The sequence below is a fragment of the Bilifractor sp. LCP21S3_F8 genome (assembly GCF_052117805.1).
GTDB lineage: Bacteria > Bacillota > Clostridia > Lachnospirales > Lachnospiraceae > Bilifractor.
Genome location: NZ_JBQKIK010000025.1, coordinates 13213 through 32912, shown reverse-complemented (window position 1 = coordinate 32912; position 19700 = coordinate 13213). Strand labels below are relative to the sequence as shown.

5 protein-coding genes and 1 tRNA gene are annotated in these 19700 nt (G+C 46.8%); all 6 read left to right on the top strand.

Annotated features, from left to right (window positions below):
* Positions 1–11 precede the first annotated feature (11 nt).
* Positions 12–500 carry a 3-isopropylmalate dehydratase small subunit gene (leuD, locus tag ACTQ3A_RS11000; protein WP_441099969.1) on the top strand — a complete coding sequence of 163 codons (489 nt, stop codon included), beginning with the start codon at positions 12–14 and terminating at the stop codon, positions 498–500.
* A 245-nt stretch (positions 501–745) separates the two neighbouring features.
* Positions 746–820, top strand: a tRNA-Pro gene (locus ACTQ3A_RS10995).
* A gap of 291 nt (positions 821–1111) precedes the next feature.
* On the top strand, positions 1112–1840 hold the full coding sequence (locus tag ACTQ3A_RS10990; RefSeq protein ID WP_441495318.1) for a YdcF family protein: 729 nt from the start codon (positions 1112–1114) through the stop codon (positions 1838–1840).
* A 320-nt stretch (positions 1841–2160) separates the two neighbouring features.
* Positions 2161–2805 (top strand): recombinase family protein, encoded by a 645-nt coding sequence (locus ACTQ3A_RS10985; RefSeq protein ID WP_441099973.1) that lies wholly within the window; start codon positions 2161–2163, stop codon positions 2803–2805.
* A 368-nt stretch (positions 2806–3173) separates the two neighbouring features.
* A complete protein-coding gene (locus ACTQ3A_RS10980; protein ID WP_441495317.1) occupies positions 3174–3827 on the top strand; it encodes a hypothetical protein in 654 nt (217 codons plus the stop codon).
* Positions 3828–3921: 94 nt separating this feature from the next.
* Entirely contained in the window at positions 3922–19425 is a 15504-nt protein-coding gene (locus tag ACTQ3A_RS10975; protein WP_441494574.1) for a Spy0128 family protein, read from the top strand.
* Positions 19426–19700: the final 275 nt, after the last annotated feature.

Genomic DNA, 19700 nt, shown 5'->3' with positions numbered 1-19700 from the left:
GAGGATGTAAGATGCAGGCACAGGGAACAGTATTCAAATATGGTGACAATGTAGATACCGACGTAATCATTCCCGCCAGATATCTGAACTCTTCAGATCCGGCGGAGCTCGCGACACACTGCATGGAGGATATCGATAGGGAATTTGTGCACAAATTCCAGAAGGGCGATATCATCGTGGCGAACAAGAATTTCGGCTGCGGCTCCTCCCGTGAGCACGCGCCGCTGGCCATCAAGGCCGCAGGCGCAAGCTGCGTCATCGCCGAGACCTTTGCGCGAATTTTTTACCGCAACTCGATCAATATCGGACTGCCGATCATTGAATGTCCGGAGGCGGCAAAGGCGATCGAGAACGGAGATAAGGTGAAGGTGGATTTCGACTCCGGAAAAATCTACGACCTGACAAAGGGCACAGAGTATCAGGGACAGCCCTTCCCGCCGTTTATGCAGAAGATCATTTCCGCCGGCGGCCTCGTCAACTACATCAACGAGGAGAACTGAGGAGCAGCCGAAGGCTTCGGCTGCCGTCTGACAAAAAGTGCTGTGGGAAAATCCCGCAGCACTTTTGCGTCAGAATATTAAAGTGCACTTACTTCCAGGTCAGCAATTCCAGGTCAGCAATTGAAAAAATATTCCAGGTCAGCAATTGAAAAAATAGATTTACATTGTGTGATCTTTGCGTTATAATGATCAAGTGTTGTGAGCAAGGGTACTATGATCAATGTTCATCTACAGCATCTGATTACCGGGGTATGGCTCAGTTTGGCTAGAGCGCACGGCTGGGGGCCGTGAGGTCGCAAGTTCGAATCTTGTTACCCCGATCTGTTTGAGGATCTCCGTTTGGAGGTCCTCTTTTTTTGCGTTAACCCGTTGAAAACACAGACCGGCTGCCTGCCGCGGGGCACACGTAAGGAAATGAATGCGAATGCCAGAAGGATTGCGGGAGCGCGGAGCATAAAACAATCCGTAGCGCATACAATATATGGCGTCATGCTTCCGACTTGAAAGCACTCCGTATTAAATGCTGTGTAGCTTACACAGAATATGGTACAATTTAAAACAAACCGGAAGTCTGATATTGAGGTGAGCATGAGGTGAGGAAAGTGGGCATTTTGTTATTTATTATCGGAGCGGCTGCCATAGGTTACGGCTTTCTGATCCTTGCCGCGGCGTCGGGTACGAAATTTTTTGCGATATGGTTTCTGATCGGGGCATTTTTTATCTGGGTGGGATATATGACGAATGGGAATCACTGGCGCGCCGTTCCTCTTGCCGTCCGGATCGCTCTGGCGGTTCTGGTCACTGCCGCTGTGGTTATCGTGGCAGCAGGAACGGCATGCATCATGACTCATTTCCACGACAGGGCGCCGGACGGACTTGACGAGATTATCGTTCTCGGCGCGCAGGTCAGAGAGTCAGGGCCGAGCCGGGTGCTGAGAAGCAGGCTGAATGCAGCGGCGGCGTATCTGGCGGAGAACCCGGATACGGTATGCATCGTCAGCGGAGGGCAGGGACCGAATGAGCCCTGCACGGAAGCGGAGGCAATGAAAGAGTATCTTGTCCGGAAAGGCATCCCGGAGAACCAGATCCTGGAGGAGGACAAATCCACGACAACTGTGGAGAATCTGGAATTCAGCAGCCGGTTTCTGAACCGGAAGGAGGATTCCGTGGGAATCGTGACGAACAATTTTCATGTGTTCCGCAGCCTGAAGCTCGCGAAGAAAAACGGATACCGGAACTGCCGGGGGATTGCGGCGGGCTCCACACCGCTGTATCTTCCGAATAACATCCTCAGGGAGTGTCTCGGTATCGTGAAAGAAGTCGTGTGGGGGAACTTTTGATACAGTTTCTCTCGTTCATTTTTCCAAGTGAATAATTGCTTGCAGTATCATCGATAGCATGGTCCGTCCGTATATATAAGGCGTTCCTGAAACTACTATATGGTGTGTTCTGTTATTGAACACATTCAACAAGGTGGTTTCAGGGACGCTTTTCTTTTTGGGGTGAGGGCATCGGTTTTCTGCTTCACACATTTGCAGGGCGTTAATGTGATGAGAGCGATTGCTGGCAATGATATTACGAGAGCCAATGATATTTTCAGGATTCATAATCAAGATAATTTTGGATATAATTTTGGATAATTATTTGGAGGGCAGTATCGTTGAGCGACAGAACCAATCGAAAATTTGGATACGCACGGGTTTCAAGCAAAGACCAGAATCTGGCCAGGCAGATTTCGGCATTGAAAGAGGCAGGAATCGAGGAAAATTATATCTATAGCGATAAGTGGTCGGGGAAGGATTTCGACAGGCCGAGTTATAAAAAACTGATTTGCGACATCCATGAAAAAGATGAGCTGTATATAAAGTCCATAGACCGTCTGGGCCGAAATTATGATGAGATACTCGAGCAATGGCGGTATTTAACGAAGGTCAAGAAGATCAATATTATTGTTCTGGATTTTCCGCTTCTGGATACGAGATGTTCTGCAGGAGGTGTTACCGGAGAATTTATTGCCGACCTTGTGCTGCAGATTCTTTCATATGTTGCACAGGTTGAGAGAGAGAATATTCATCAGCGGCAGATGGAGGGGATCAGGGAAGCCAGAAAAAGAGGCGTACATCTGGGGAGACCGTCCATTCCGATACCGGAGGGATTTTATGCGGTAGCAGACAAGGTCAGAAAACAAAAAATGAGTCTCCGGGAGGGGGCAAAAGTACTTGGCGTGAGTCATACAACGTTGAAAAAATGGATAAAAGAACAGGAAAACATCGATAATAATAACGAATACTATAGAACTTGTTAAAAAACGTAGACTTTTTTTAACAACGCAGAATCGGGAAACTAATGAGCTTTTACAGGCATTAGTTTCCTATTTTTTTACTTTTTTCATTCTAACACAGCCGAAAAATAAAGTCTGCTTTTATGGTCAGCGTTCTGATATTCAAAAGAACCCTTAGGTGCAGATGCAAGGGGATGAGGCGAGTGGCTGGATACGAGAAGATTCTTGGAAAGAAATTCGGGCGGCTTACGGTAATAGGTACTTTTTGTTCAGAAAAAGGGTATCGGATGTGTCGCTGTCATTGCGATTGTGGAAGGGATACAACCGTCTATTACAACAATCTCATCAGTGGAAGAACGAAAAGCTGCGGCTGTCTGATGAAACAGAACAGGATGAAGCATAAAGATTTAACTGGCAGACAATTCGGACAGATTCTGGCTCTTCGGCCGACAGAAAAGAGGAGCAAGGATGGGTCAATTATCTGGATGTGTCAATGTGGGTGCGGCAGAAAATTTGAGATAAATGGAAGATATCTGATACGAGGATATCGTCGTGACTGTGGATGCGGATGCGGCACAGATCCGAACAAAAAACGGGAAGGACACTTCATTGATTTAAGCAATCGAAAATTTGGCGAATTGACAGTCTTATACCAGACAAGCCAAAGGGATCCAAAGGGCTGTATTATGTGGCACTGCCGTTGTTCCTGCGGAAAAGAAAAGGATTATTCTGCCGGGGAACTGCTTAGCGGCAGTATTGTCAGCTGCGGACACATCCGTATAGAAAATGGGAAAAAGCTCCACGAAAGATTACATTATGCCGAAAACAGCTGCATCGAATTTCTGAAAAGAAAAAAGCGTGTGGACAACACGACCGGTCATACCGGTGTATACCGAACCAAACATGGAACCTACATGGCAAGTATAACGCTGAATAAGGTACGGCATTACTTAGGGACATATCCGAGCCTGGAACAGGCAGTAGAAGCTCGACAGGAGGGGGTGGAGAAATATCACAAACCATTTCTAGAAAAATACACCAATTAATCATAGGCAGAAGTCTCAGTGGATGCCCCGGAAACCTTATATTTCCAAGGACAGAAGATTTTGCCGGTAAATGTGAAATGAGAGGGGATACTTTATGAACAGGAAAAGACAAGAAGAAAATTTACGAAAGAAATTTAACCGCATCGTTTCGCTGATTTGTGCGGTTGTTCTGCTGTTCGGCTCGGTCCAGATAGCGTCGCCTGTAACAGCCTTCGCAGATCAGAATTCCGAGGCTGCGGCACAGTCAGATACGCAGGTTGAGTCAGTGGATGAATCGCAGAAAGACGCGCAGGATGATACGAATCCTGTATCAGATGCTTCCGCACAAAATGAAATACAGACAGAGACTCAAAGTGTTTCGCAGGTTCCTGCGGAAGATCAGACGGAAGCAGCATTGTCTGAGGCAGGAATACAGTTTACAAAGGATGTTGCTTCGCTGAACTGGGATGAGATTCAAAAGACCCGTGAGGATAAGTTCGAAGCTGATTCTGCGCTTATTCACAATTCTGAAGATGCAGAGGCACAGAGTGCGGCAGAGAGTGCGGACAGCAACATGAAGCAGGTTCAGGACAAGCTGACTGCACTCCAAAATACGTATCAGGCTTTATCTGACACAGACCGTGCAGATGAATCTGTGCAGAATGCGGAAGAGACGCTGAATAGCATTACCGAAAAACTTAGTACGTTTGAAAAGGAGTATTTCAAGAAACGGGTTAAGGCTTTTTCAAAATCTGAGGAGAATGCAAACTCGGAAGCCGATAAGGACTCCGCATCGTATCAGGCTGATCTTAATAGCCTGAAGGCTATCTACGAGACATTATCAGATGAGCAGAAAGAAGACAACGATGTAAAAAGCGCATATAAAATATTGCAGGGATTCCTGGGTGACGAGGCAGCTGTTTCCGATCAGAAGACAGAAACGACTTCTGAAGGTGAGAAAACCGAAGAGCCGGCAGCGGAAAAAGCGAAGTCGGCAGCTCTTGCAATGAAAGCACCCGCTCCCGCTTCGGATCAAAGCATTACGGGTTCCATTTACTGGGAAGATGACCTGGCCAAAAACGTTCTTTTTGACACGGTCAATGATACGGACTTTTTCCAGTTCAAGGTTACAGTGACAAAGGCAGATGGAACAACGAAAGAGTATACGACCTCTCTTTCCAGCCAGGACTGTCATGCATCTGTCGATTTTGATTATAATTTTACAATCACAGGAATTTCACTTGAAGACACAGATAAGGTATCGGTTACATGTGTTCCGAATTCGTCGATCAGTGGCTATGGATTTAACTCGACAGAAACCACATCTACGGTGAAAGACGGAAAATGGGATGCGGGCAAGCTGACGCTGAGCATCGATGAAGTTTCGGTAACAGTCAATGATGTTGCCCTGGGAGACACAGGAAATACACTGTATAATAACGGATCCTGTACGATGGATGATGGACACGGGCACAAATATTACAGGAATATCGCCTTCTGGGGGTATGGAAAACCGAATCCGTTGAGAATGCCAAAGGGAGCATCGTTCGCAATCAACGCTGAACGGGATGGGTATATTCTTTCTACCCTGTCTTCCTCTGAAATTACGCGGACGGATAAAGGGACCAATAAGGGCTCTGTGCCAGATACAACAATAGAAAATAACGTTTCTTATGATTTCGTCTGGGTAAAGAAGGCAGCCGATGAGGAATCGACCTTCACCAAGACTTGGCTGGACGATGGGACGGATACAGCAACCCATGAGAATACCCCGAACCTTGTGAAGCTTCAGTATAAGGTTGACAGTGATGGCGGTGAATGGAAAGATGTCAGCGAATCGGCTTTAAAGGTTCCGTCAGGTTCAATCGCGAAGACTCCAAAAGCAAATGGCAATCAGAGCGTCTATACATTCAGCTATACAGGACTGCCGGAATATCTGGCAGTAAAGGATGACAATGGTAACTACACGGAGCAGAAGATATCTTATCGAATTGATGAGAGTCGTGTTCCGTCTGGTTACAGCAAGGAGAACAAGGGGCAAAACCTTGTCAACACGAAGGAATATACGCTGCAGGCCACGATCAATTGGAAGGATTCCAATAACGCGGAAGGTGTAAGACCAGCTGCAGATGAGATCCAGAAACTCATACAAGTTTGTAATGGAGAAAACTCAACTCAAGAACCTGTTTCAGTAGGCCTAAATAATATCGTCGTTACTGACAATAAGGATGGAACGTATACCGTCTCTGTTCATGGTCTGCCATCCTATAACGGTTCCATGGACAGCCCGAACACCTACTATATCAAGGCGTTTGATATTAAGGAGGCGTCTTCTGGTCAGAATGTTCAATATTCAACGGTGATTTCCAATAAATCCGGCGTTCACGAGAACAGCCTGGATGCCTGGAACGGCGCAACGATCACCTGTACCATATCCAAGAAGATGGATTTTTCAGCGAAGAAGATATGGGAGGATCTCTTCCCGACTCTGCGTCCGAAGGCACAGCTTGGACTGTACCGGTATACCTCGAACCCACAGAACATGGAGCTGGTGTCTGTAACAGCTACGCCAAATGAAGGGATTGAAGGAAAAAATGATTACCCGGTTAGATTTCAGAATCTGGATGCCTATGACAAAAACGGAAACCAGTATACTTACGTTGTAAAGGAGACTATTCCTGCGTCGGATAATGGAAATTATAAGGCAATTTATCAGGATGCTACTGGAAAGGAAAGCGCAGTTGGCTGCCCGAATGGTGGTATAATTCTGAATAAAAATGTAAAAAATACAACCAGCATTTATGTCAGGAAACATTGGGTTGCCAAAGGTACAACCTTAAAAGTCGCAGGCTATACCGTGCGTGTCGGACTGAAACGATACACGAATAATAATCCGGAAAACGCAGAAATTGTAAAAGATGTCAACGGGAATCCGGTTGTGAAAAATATCTCCGGATTTGCTGATTATAATGATCTGACTTCAGGCACGACCTTCAGTGATCTGCCGATGACCGACAAAGACGGCAACTTCTACACCTATGTGCCGTACGAAGTCAGCGAAAGCAGCTATATCGCCACAGGAGCTGAGGATGGTACGCTGGATCAAGGAGATGCCTTTACCATCAAGGACAGCAACGGTGAATATGACACGTATCAGGTCACAAATGTTACTTCCGCGGATTGCTCCAGACCAATGAAAACAACCAGAGTCGCGGAGATCACGAATACGCTGGGCGGCACGATCCGGTTTGTATTGAGCAAAAAGTGGGCTGTTGCGCCGAATAAATCTTCGGTTCAGTATGCGATTCACCGTGTGGATCCGTATGGAAAAGAAGAGGTTCTGGATCATGACGGTAAAACATGGGTTGCCCTGGCAAACGCAAAAGAGATTTATACGGGTGAGCTGAAGGGCGCCGCAGACAAGAGAGACTGGGGCACCACGGATACAAACATTGTTCTGCCACTGTATGATGAGAATTCGTCTCGTTATACCTATTTTGTCGACGAGGTGAATGATAAATCCCGCCATTACTTTGACTATACTCTTACGAAGGATGATACCGGCAGGGCAGACCTCGTTGAATCCGTTGCGATGACGAACAACAATGCCAACGCTAGCGGCGATGGCCAGAACATGGATGTGGATCTTTATAAGACCTGGGTCGACGGCGGTGATACTTCCACGCGCCGTCCGGTGGTGATCAAGGTCTTCCGCAAAGATAAAGCCGGAAAGATAGACCGTCCGGCAGAATGGGATAAGGAGAATATTGGCGTCTACACGCTCTCTGCCGATAATGGTTGGCATGTCACCAACCTGTTTGGCTTCAGTGAAAAACAGTTGACAACCTATTTCGGCAGCGAAAAGAATGGGGTAAGAACCCTTACTGACGAAAATGGAAACACACGCACATTTGACAACCTTCTTCAGAACGATATTGTTTACCGCGAGGTGAAGGTCGGAGATACGGATGTTCTTGAAGGCGAAAACTGCAGCTATGACAGCTATACCACCAGGCTGAGCGCTGGAAACGGTATTGAGGTCACACAGAAATATAAGGTTACCTACACCGGCAAGAACGACAGCGAAGTGAAGAACGTCAAGCAGGGCAGTGTTGTCTACGAGATCAATTCGAAATGGTATGACGGCCACTACCTGAAGGGACGCCCGGATGTAACCTTCAACATTACCCGAGACGGAAATCCTTATGCGACTTGCGTGGTGACTGTAGACGATGATGGCAAGGTCTCGACGAAGGTCACCATCGACGGGAAGGATGCCGTAGAAGAGAAAGATTATACCTTTAAGCTTGGGCAGGGCGAAAGTTTCAATGATTATACGCTTACCTTCGATAATTTCCCGCTGTATAACGTGGATGCGGGGACAAGGTATGAGTATGCCTGCACGGAAAGTCTGCCTTCTGAGAGCGGCTACATCAATAACAGCCCGCTTGATCCCGGATTCCCGAGGACAACAACTGGTGCTGCCGGCAAAAATAAGGAGAACCTGAAGATCACGACAAGCTTCAGAAACCGTCGCGTGGACCAGTCTGAGAAGATTTCCTACACAAAGATCTGGAAGGATAACAGCAACAGCGAAAACATCCGTCCGGAGGTCACGCTGAACCTGGCAGCCAGGGTGAAGAGTGCAAGTCAGATTCAGAAGGCAGGTGGAGAGGAGGACAAGCTTGACCTGATCCCGATTTCCGGCGATACCTACACGGAAGCCGTATCCGGAAAAACGAATACTTATAGATATACCTTTGCACAGAGTATGCCGAAGTATGTCACGAAGGATCTGGTCAATGCCTCGAACGATGCGCTGACAGATGACGATATCGGTGCCGAGGTTACCTATTATGCTTCCGAGACGATGACCGGTGACGGTGCGGACAAATATAAGGAGAAAGACACGCCGGCAGATGGAACCACAGCCGTTACATCCGGAGAGAAGACCTACCTCGCAAACGGCTCTACTTTCACCAATACCATGCATGCGACGATGGTGGCCAGCGGCACGAAGGTATTCAGCAGCGTACCGTATGACATGGAAAGAGATCCGATTGTCATGCCGAAAAACGGTTCCATCATCTTTAAGCTGACGCAGAACGGACAGCCGTATCTGGTTGACGGAAAGCAGCAGGCGACGGCGGAGCTGGAGGTAAAGGGCAGCTCCTTCACCTTCACATTCAAGGATCATGCCGGCAAGACCCTGCGGCTTCCGAAGTATGACGAAGAGGGCGATCCATATACCTACAGCGTAACAGAGTCCTTCCCGGATGATGCGGCGACTTCGTTTGATCAGGTCTTTGAGATGACACATGTCTCCAGAGATCTTCAGGTGACGAACAAGTACATTGCAAAGAGACGCAACATTCAGGTGACCAAGACCTTCGATACGACAGGCTGGACGGAAGATGAGAAAAAGGCAGGACGATATCCGGATGTCGAGTTCACGCTTTACCGGGTGAAGCCTGGAGACACATATACAAAAGCTGACAGCCAGAAACTGAAGACAACGACGATATCCGGGACTCAGTTCGAGGCCGGCAAAGGTACTGCTACCATCACCTTTGATAACCTCTATGATCTGACACCGAGTGGGCAGCGCTTTGCTTACTATGTGGTTGAAAAACCGATCAATGGATATACCACAAGCTGTTCTATAGGAAGTTCTGACACAAGTGATACAGGCTCGGAATGGGAACAGACGGATACGGCTGCTATGCAGAGCAAGGATGGGAATAAGGTTTACGATCAAGTCACCTTTAAAAATGACTATCAAGAAGAAAACTTCATCACCATCGGCGCGAACAAGACGTGGTCTCCAGAAAATATCCTTACTTCACTGAAAAGTACGGTGAAAAACAGCGAACTTACGTTCCATGTAGATGGATATGTCAATGCCTCAGGAAACAATGTTGATAACGTAAGCTACGCGCAGGGAACCGACTTTAAGATCAAATGGGATAATGCGAAGGATGATAGTGGGTTTACCATTTATGATAATGATGGAAATCCGATGAAGTTCCGTCGCTACACGTCCCAGGGTGAGCCATATCTGTATCGCATTACGGAAGATACCAGCACGCCTATCTGGAAAGTAGGGGGCGCATTGGAGAACTTCAACTGTGCAACCGGCGGACATTATGTTCAGGCTTGGTCCAGCGCTGCTTCTCAGGAGAATTCACTGAATCTTGGCACGATCCAGAATGTTTATGGCCGTACATCTCTGGTTGTCACCAAGCAGTGGGGCGATAACGCGAATAAGAATGATATGCGTCCGAGAAGCATCACAGTTAAGCTGCAGTACAGTACAGACAGTAAGCAGTGGTATGATGTAAACGCTAATTTTTTGCGAAGAAGTACATACGATGTGGGCTGTGACACCGGCAGAGGAGAAATCACAGAAAATGAGCCAGGTGGTGTCACATACACATTAAAGGAGGGAGTACAGGACCAGAACAAAGCATGGACAAACTGTCTGACATTCATTAATCTGCCGCTGTATGAGAAGGGTGAGATGTGTTACTACAGGGTCGTTGAAACCGCCATCGGCGAAGATGCCATGGATAATAATGTCGCGGCTTCATATAAATATGATGAAGACAGTTCAACAGATCATTATTATCCAGACAGTAATGTAACGATCTCTACAGTTCGCAACAATCTTCTTCCGGCATCTGTGAGTGTCCAGAAAATATGGAAAGATGAGGACAATAAATATCTCGCACGTCCGGACAGCCTGACCTTATATCTGCAGAGAAGAATCAAGGATGGAACATGGCAATATGTTAAACACACATCACACGACTCGCTATATACCGTTACTATCACAGCTGCAGACAACTGGTTGCACAATGAGCCAGATACACTTCCGAGACAAGATGCAAATGGCAAGCAGTATACCTATCGTTTTACGGAAAAGGCAGAAGGAGCAGATGGAACAGAGGACAATGTCAGCGGTGTTACAGTACATGCAGATAATGGAAATATCTCCTATACCGGTACGGAGACAACAGAATCGATTGGCGGCGACTATCGATCAAATACAGTCATCACCAATACACTGGATCCGAATTCTGAACAGAATTCAACTTCTCTGACGGTTAAAAAGAATTGGTTTTCGGATGATGGTAAGACAACTGTTAAGTTCCAGATTGAGTATCAGGACCTGACGACAAAGAATAAATGGACACCGTTCAAGAATGAGATAATAACCCTGGATACGGATAATAATTGGGAAGCAACTATCAGTAATCTACCGAAACGAGGGAAGGATGGTTCCGAACGTTATTATAGAGCCGTAGAGCTTGACAGGGACGGAAATGCTATAGACTTGACGGATAATGGAACGGCTGTTTCTTCGACAGATGGAGTTCGGGACTTCAATCTTTCTACAGGCATGTTCCGGGCAGTGTATAAATTTTCTAACGATAATAAAGGGATAACGGAAACGGTTACAAACATCAAACGTACCACCGTCAATGTAACCAAAAAGTTCCAGGACGGCGCTAACCGTGAGGCTTACAGACCGGACGAACTGACGATTTCCTGCGTATCGGGCAATAAAGATGCGGATAAACATACCCGGACAGATAGCAATAATAATGATCCGACATCCTCGACGAAAACTATCAGCTCGGAGGAAGACGAGTACTCGTACAGCTTTATCGTTGACCAGTATGATAGCAATAGAAATAAGCTGGCCTACAAGATTTCAGAGGGGGAATTTACAAACAAGGACAAATACAAAGAAAATTATAATTTTTCAAAAACGGAGAATGCAGCAACGGTAAGTCTTTCTTCGAATAATGCGGATAATGCGGATAATGCGGAATCCGTTGAAGCTGATAATGTCGTGATCACCAATAAACATGACATCTCCGTATTTGATCTGACGTTGGAGAAGACTTGGAATGATTTTAACAACTTCTACAACGAACGTCCGAACAATATCACGGTAACGCTTCAGTACAGCACGGACGGAAGCAACTGGAATCCGGTCAAGAGACCAACCAGTGTTGAGAATAAGGATTACGCGAAAGCCTACGCGGAGGACGTGACGGCCGGTTATTCGACCGATGCAGCTGGAAAGACGCTGGATGTAAACACTACTGATGGATCTGTCAATGCGGCTGCTGCTACCTGGCATAACCTTCCGGTATATGCACGAGTAAAAGACCAGCGGGGGGCTCTGCAATATCGTCGGGTGGCTCTGCAATATCGTGTACTAGAGAGCAAGGTTCTCGATTACAACAATGATGGGACGAAAGCCACTTCGGCTGTTACCGGGACCGATGAAAAAGGTGTTGTCAAGAACTCTACCGTGTCTCTTGAAAACACCCTCAACACGACTTCAGTTACGGTAACGAAGAAGTGGGTGGATGACAACAACTTCAACGGACAGCGCATGGATATTCAGGTTCAGCTTACTCGGATGAATAATGATGGGGTATTTGAGAATTTTGAGAATTCGCAGAATTATCAGATGAAGGACCAGAAGGAGCCAATTACCCTGAATTCGAAAAATAATTGGACCTATACGTTCAATAACCTTCCAAAACAGGATGCGTCTGGCAAGCTGTATACGTATTCCGCAGAAGAAATAAACGGTCCGAAGGGTTACAAGGAATCTGTCAGTGCATCTGACAACGGAATAACCATCAAGAATACCTTGAATCCAGTAACGGCTTCCATCAGCGTAACCAAGGATTTTGGGAATAATGACTGGAAGGCGAAGGCTCCGAATGGATTCAGCTTTACGCTGCAAGCGGGCAATTACTACAAACTTGGGGAGAAAGTTGCCAGTACTGCAGTTAAGGTTCCAATGCCTGGTAGAACAACCGCAATTGCAACGCAGGAGAATCCGACTGCTAATTTTGGAGAAATACAATATACTCATATTGGCGAATATCATTACACACTGACCGAGAATAACGGAGGTGTGGACGGTGTTGCCTATGACTGGGATGACAGTAATAATTTACAGCGGACGCACAGCGTTATAGTGACAGTAAGCCCGAACAGCGATAATACGCTGGCAGCTTCTGTGAAATATGATGGTCAAGATAGTCTTATTGTGAAGAATACTTTCAATCCTGTTCAAGCCAACATCAAAGTGACGAAGAAGTTTGCTGACTGGTCGAAGGCACAAAAGGGATTTACCTTTACATTAACGGCAGGAAGCAACACGGCCGGAAAGAGCGCGGATGGGCAGGATATTGTCACTCCGATGCCGGCGGGTGCTGTTAATGGAGCTGTTTTAAGGACAGCAACGTCTGAACAGAGGACGGTAGATTTTGGCAGTATCAACTACGAGAAGACCGGTACATACACCTATACGGTTCAGGAAACTGCAGGCGACGAGGATGGCATCACCTACGATGCGACACCTTACAAAGTTGAGGTTGTTGTAACAAAGGCTGAAAACGCCTCCAACAAGCTTAGCGCGGCAGTAAAGTATTACGGGAAGGACGGGGAGGAACTAAATGATGGCCTTACTGTGACCAATACCTTTACTTCGACCATTGGCGAACTGAAGGTTCAGAAGAACTTCAACGACTGGACAAAGGCAGGCAGCTTTACATTTGACCTGACACCGGTAGAGAATGCACCGATGCCGGCAGATACAAAGGATGGAAAGAAGTCTGTAATTGTAACAAATGGTTCGGCAGCAGGCTTTGGCAACATTACGTTTGAGAAGGCAGGTACCTATACCTACCATATTACTGAGGAAAGGGGTACGGCGTCCGGTGTTCAGTATGACACTCAGACGCACAAGGCAGTTGTAAAAGTAGAGAAGGATACAAAGAATAATAAGCTTTTTGTCACTGGAATCACATATGACGATGAGACAAAGGATGCGCTTGTAATTACCAATACATTTAAATCGGTTCAGGCTCACATTGCGGTCACCAAGGTCTTCAATGGCTGGACGGATTCGGCGTATGGCAATTACTTTGACAATACAAAGTTTACGTTCAACATCTCGCCAGTGACAGAAGGCGCTCCGCTTCCAGCAGAAGACGGAAAGAATGTTCAGACTGCAGAAGCAAGCAAGACGACACAGACGGCGGCATTCAAACCGATCACATTTGTGCAGGAAGGGACCTATACTTACAACATAACCGAGAAGAACGATCACAAGGACGGCATCAGCTACGATGGAAACACGCATACGGTGACGGTTCAAGTATCAAAGGACAGTAATAATAATGCGCTGAAAGTTACATCAATCAAGTACGATGCTACGAATAGCGATGCGACAAACGACGATACGCATAACAGTCTGACGATCACCAACACCTATACACCGGCTGTGACTACTGCTCCAATTGAGGTAACCAAGAGCTTCAGCGACTGGACCAGAACGGAAAAGGGCTTTACCTTTACGCTGACGGCAAAAGACAACAATGCAGGAAACGGTGAGGATGGACAGGCCATTGCCACACCGATGCCAGCCGAAGCAGATGGAAAGAGTTCGATGACAGCAAAAGCTGAAAATGCAAAAAACGCAACTGCTGTCTTCGGAACGATCACCTATAAGAAGGCTGGCAGGTATAATTACACGATTACAGAGGAAAATGGCGGCGAAGACGGAATTACCTATGATACAGCGGACAATGATTCAACGAAGGCCAAGGAACATCAGGTTATCGTTGAGGTAACGAAGGATTCAACGAAGGATTCAGAAACAAATGCTCTAACAGCGGAAGTCACCTACGATGGCCAGAAGAGCCTGACAATCACCAATGCAGTTGACTCTGAAACGGCGCACATCCAGGTCAAGAAAGACTTCAACGACTGGAACCATTCAGCGAGCAATTTTACGTTTACACTGAAGGCGGAGAATTATTGCAAACCTGGTGAAACGGAGCCGAGTAATGATCTGGCGGTTCCGATGCCGGAAGGCGCAAAAGACGGAGCCATTTCCGGAACAGCAACTTCTGGTGCACCGAATGTAGATTTCGGCGCCATCACGTACAAGAAGGCAGGAACGTATCACTACACAATTACTGAAAGAAATGATGGTAAGGACGGCGTAAGCTACGACACAACAAAGCACAAGGTAACCGTAACAGTGACCAAAGGGACAGACCGGAAGAATGCACTGACCGCGGATGTGAAATATGACAACATTCAGGACAGTCTGACCATTCAGAATACATTCACAGCAACAAAGGCAGATATCGGTCTTACCAAGAGCTTCACGAATCCGGAGACGAAGGAAAACTGGCCGGTAGATACGAGCTTCACGTTCGATCTTAAGGCGGATTCGAACACAGCAGGTGTTGCGAAGAATCCGATGCCGGAGGTTACAGCACTCACGGCAACAAAGGATCAGCCGGAAGTAAGCTTTGGCGATATCACCTTCAGCAAGGCCGGAACGTATTACTATACGGTGACGGAACGCAACGGCCAGGTTGACGGGGTCAGCTATGACGCTGCTCGACACACGGTGGCGGTAGTTGTCTCGAAAGATTCGAACAACAATGCGCTGTCTGCAAAAGTTTACTATGATGTAACAAAGAATGATGAGGGGACAGTACCGAAGGATGCCAAGACATCTCTTACCATCAGCAACACCTACACGCCGCTGAAACAGACGCTGAAGGTGAAGAAATCCTTCAACGGATGGAATGACTGGGATCTTTTCAATGATGACAAGTTTACATTCACGCTGACACCGGTATCAGCGGGTGCACCGATGCCGGCAGGAGAAAACGGCGACAAGGCAACGGCTTCAAAGAAGTCCCCGGAGGCAGTCTTTGGTGAGATTACCTACACGAAGGCAGGAACCTACGAGTATCAGATCACAGAGAGAAATGATCATCTGGATGGTGTTTCCTACGATACGACAAGTCATAACGTACTGGTTTCTGTAACGCCGGAGAATAATACAAATACACTAAGCGCGGTTGTGAAGTATGACGGCAAGACTTCTCTTACCATAACGAATACCTTCATTCCGGTGCACCAGAGACTCAGTGTCTCCAAGGATTTCAACGACTGGACGAAGGCGAAGGGATTTACCTTTGACCTGGCGGCAAAGGATAACGCTCCGGTACCTGCGGATGGAACGACTGTAGAAATCAGCAGAGACAGCGAGAAGGATGCAAACGGCAGACCGACCGCCGCATTCGGTAACATTGAGTTCGACAGAGCAGGTACTTACACGTATACGATTACCGAACAAAATGGCGGCGAGGATGGTGTCGATTACACCGAGAACAGCAAGGATAAGAAACCGGCAGCGCATGAAGTGAAAGTTGTCATTGAAAAAGATAAGGATACGAATCAGCTCTCGGTAAAGTCCGTGGACAGCCTGACGGTGAAGAATACGTATACTCCAGTGACCGCTCACGCAGAGGTTACAAAGGACTTCAATGATTGGTCGAAAGCGGACAGCTTTACCTTCGAAATTGCAGCTGAAGGCAATACGGCAAAAGACGCAGATGGTAATCTGGTTGTCAATCCGATGCCGAAGAATAAAGATGGAAGAGAGGTGACAGAACAGAGCGTAACGGAGAAAAAACAGACAGCAGTCTTCGATGATATGACCTTCGAGTACGCAGGTGTTTACAACTATGTAATTACAGAGAAGAACGACGGCGGGGATGGCGTAAGCTATGACAGCAACAAGCATAAGGTAACCGTGACCGTAAAGAAAGCATCTGATGCAACGAACAAACTGACAGCGACGGTTACCTATGAGGCGGCGGACAAGAATGACACCGTACCGGAAGACAAGAGTTCACTTATTATTCAGAACACCTTTACTCCGGTAAAGATTGCGGCGGATGGAATCCACAAGAACTTCAATGGATGGACAGATTCTGAGAAGTATGGAGATTTCTTCGACAAAGCTTCGTTCGATTTTGTGCTGAAACCTGTTACGAAGGACGCACCGATGCCGGAAACTGTGAAAGCAGACACATCGAAGGCGGATGCTTCGAAAGACAATACTCCGGTAACAGAGGCGATTATAACAGCGACGAAGGAGAATCCTTCACCGGCATTCCCGGAGATGACCTTTGACAGAGCCGGAACTTATGAGTATACACTTCAGGAAGTAAACGGCGGACTGGATGGCGTCGACTACGATACCGACAGCACAGGAAATCCGAAGGTTCACAAGGTGGTTGTTACTGTGACCAAGACAGATGACGAGACAAACGCGCTCTCCGCTTCGATCACCTACGATGGGCAGAAAAATTTGGAGATCACGAATACCTTCACTCCGGCAGACCCGCCGCTGCATGTGACAAAGAACTTCAATGACTGGAGTAAGGCCGACAGCTTCACCTTCCGGATAAAGGCTATTACAGAGGGTGCGCCGATGCCGACGAATCTGACCGCAAAGGCAACAGAGAAGGAAAGAACGGCTTCGTTTAAGAACATCGAATTCTGGGAAGTAGGCAAAGGCACTTATGAGTATGAAATTACAGAAGTTAATGATGGAATCGATGGCATCGCCTATGACACAAATGCGCATAAGGCTGTTATAAAGGTTACTAAGTCAAACGATGCGACAAACAGGCTGAGCTCAGAGGTTCTGTTTGACGGCGTAAAGGTGGCAGAGGATGACAAGACAGGTCTTATGATCACGAATACATTTACCCCTGTTTACCAGAGCCTCAGTGTCTCCAAGGATTTCAACGACTGGACGAAGGCAAAGAGTTTTATCTTTAACCTGGCGGCAAAGGATAACGCTCCGATGCCGGCGGATGGAACGACTGTAGAAATCAGCAGCGACAGTGAGAAGGATGAAAACGGCAGACCGACCGCCACATTCGGTAAGATTGAGTTCGACAAAGCAGGTACTTACACGTATACGATTACCGAACAAAATGGCGGCGAGGATGGTGTCGATTACACCGAGAACAGCAAGTATCAGAAACCGGCAGCTCATGAAGTGAAAGTTGTAATTGAAAAAGATAAGGATACGAATCAGCTCTCGGTAAAGTCCGTGGACAGCCTGACGGTGAAGAATACGTATACTCCAGTGACCGCTCACGCAGAGGTTACAAAGGACTTCAATGATTGGTCGAAAGCGGACAGCTTTACCTTCGAAATTGCAGCTGAAGGCAATACGGCAAAAGACGCAGATGGTAATCTGGTTGTCAATCCGATGCCGAAGAATAAAGATGGAAGAGAGGTGACAGAACAGAGCGTAACGGAGAAAAAACAGACAGCAGTCTTCGATGATATGACCTTCGAGTACGCAGGTGTTTACAACTATGTAATTACAGAGAAGAACGACGGCAGGGATGGCGTAAGCTATGACAGCAACAAGCATAAGGTAACCGTGACCGTAAAGAAAGCATCTGATGCAACGAACAAACTGACAGCGAAGGTTACCTATGAGGCGGCGGACAAGAATGACACCGTACCGGAAGACAAGAGTTCACTTATTATTCAGAACACCTTTACTCCGGTAAAGATTGCGGCGGATGGAATCCACAAGAACTTCAATGGATGGACAGATTCTGAGAAGTATGGAGATTTCTTCGACAAAGCTTCGTTCGATTTTGTGCTGAAACCTGTTACGAAGGACGCACCGATGCCGGAAACTGTGAAAGCAGACACATCGAAGGCGGATGCTTCGAAAGACAATACTCCGGTAACAGAGGCGGTTATAACAGCGACGAAAGAGAATCCTTCACCGGCATTCCCGCAGATGACCTTTGACAGAGCCGGAACTTATGAATATACACTTCAGGAAGTAAACTGTGGACTGGATGGCGTCGACTATGATACCGACAGCACAGGAAATCCGAAGGTTCACAAGGTGGTTGTTACTGTGACCAAGACAGATGACAAGACAAACGCGCTCTCCGCTTCGATCACCTACGATGGGCAGAAAAATTTGGAGATCACGAATACATTCACTTCTGCAAAAGCTGTGCTCAAGGTTACCAAGGATTTCAATGACTGGAGCAAGGCTTCCGGATTTAAGTTTGACTTGAAGGCAGAGGGAGATTCACCGATGCCGGAGAATGAAGCCGGAGCTGTAGCAGAAGCAACGCAAGATCATAGAACAGCTGAGTTTGGTGAAATTCAATTTGATAAGGCAGGAACATACCGCTATACCATCACGGAGGAAAACGGCGGAATCAGTCATATCACCTACGATTCCACAAGTCACGAGGTAGAGGTAACGGTAATCAAAGACGAGACGACGAATGCGCTTTCTGTTGCGTCAGTGAAGTATGACGGCGCAGACAGCCTTACGATCAAGAATACGTATTCCAAACCCGAAACAAATGAAACACCGAACAACAAGCCAACGCCGGGCGATAAACCGAAACCAAACGATAAACCGGACGATCACTCGACGACGAATCATAATTCAACGCCGAACGATAATTCGTCATCAGACAATAATTCGATACCAAATAATAATTCGGCACCGAATAATACAGCAACGCCGAACAATAATCCAACGTCAAATACAAGTACAGCACCGGTGATTCATTCGGTTTCAACAAGCAATAGTAAGCCCGTTCAGAGTGGCGACAATACGCCGATGGCCGGATGGGTACTCATGTTGATTACATCGATGAGTCTTGGACTTCTGGCATTTGAAAAGAAGAGACATAATAAGAATAACAACTGAATAGCCTGAGAACTTGACTCTGAATGTAATTGAAATGCCGTCGCCCGGTTTCGGGCGGCGGCATTTCTTTTATCTGCAGCCAGATATTGTTTTTTTACTATAGCTTATCATCCTTGCATCCATTTCACCGGCCTTGCTTGTGAGTGATGAAATGGCGCGAAGGCCATATGCCATATAATAGGAAGCACACGGATTACGTACAGTGCAGGCAGAATAGTGGCCGATGCTTTACTTTTGGAACATCGAACGGCCAGAAAACTTTACTAATATTCCGG

What these genes read in the sequence shown, in the direction of transcription:
- leuD (WP_441099969.1), top strand. Translation starts at nt 12, where the DNA reads ATGCAGGCACAGGGAACAGTATTCAAATATGGTGACAATGTAGATACC.
- ACTQ3A_RS10975 (WP_441494574.1), top strand. Translation starts at nt 3,922, where the DNA reads ATGAACAGGAAAAGACAAGAAGAAAATTTACGAAAGAAATTTAACCGC.
- ACTQ3A_RS10980 (WP_441495317.1), top strand. Translation starts at nt 3,174, where the DNA reads ATGAAGCATAAAGATTTAACTGGCAGACAATTCGGACAGATTCTGGCT.